The organism is Acidithiobacillus sulfurivorans (assembly GCF_018853815.1).
GTDB lineage: Bacteria > Pseudomonadota > Gammaproteobacteria > Acidithiobacillales > Acidithiobacillaceae > Acidithiobacillus > Acidithiobacillus sulfurivorans.
Window position 1 is genome coordinate 1 of sequence record NZ_JAAOMP010000163.1, and the last position, 207, is coordinate 207.

Consider the following 207-nt stretch of genomic DNA (forward strand, 5'->3'; position numbering starts at 1 on the left):
AATGCTCATGGCGAGTTCGCGCAAGGTCGCCATCATATGGGGACCATTCTGGGTGCGGACTTGGGAGAGGTCCTCGTGGAAAGTAACGTCGCGGACATGATGGTTCCGGTTTTCAATCTCCCAATGGCCACGGGCCAAGCCCAACAGATTTTCGGGCGTGGCGCGCTCTGGGGTCAGGCTGGTGAGTCCGAAGGCGTAATCATCCCG

1 pseudogene is annotated in these 207 nt (G+C 58.9%); it reads right to left on the minus strand.

What is annotated here, in order from left to right:
- A pseudogene (locus HAP95_RS17705) lies at positions 1-144 on the minus strand (ISAs1-like element ISVsp7 family transposase); the annotation flags it as partial.
- Positions 145-207 lie beyond the last annotated feature (63 nt).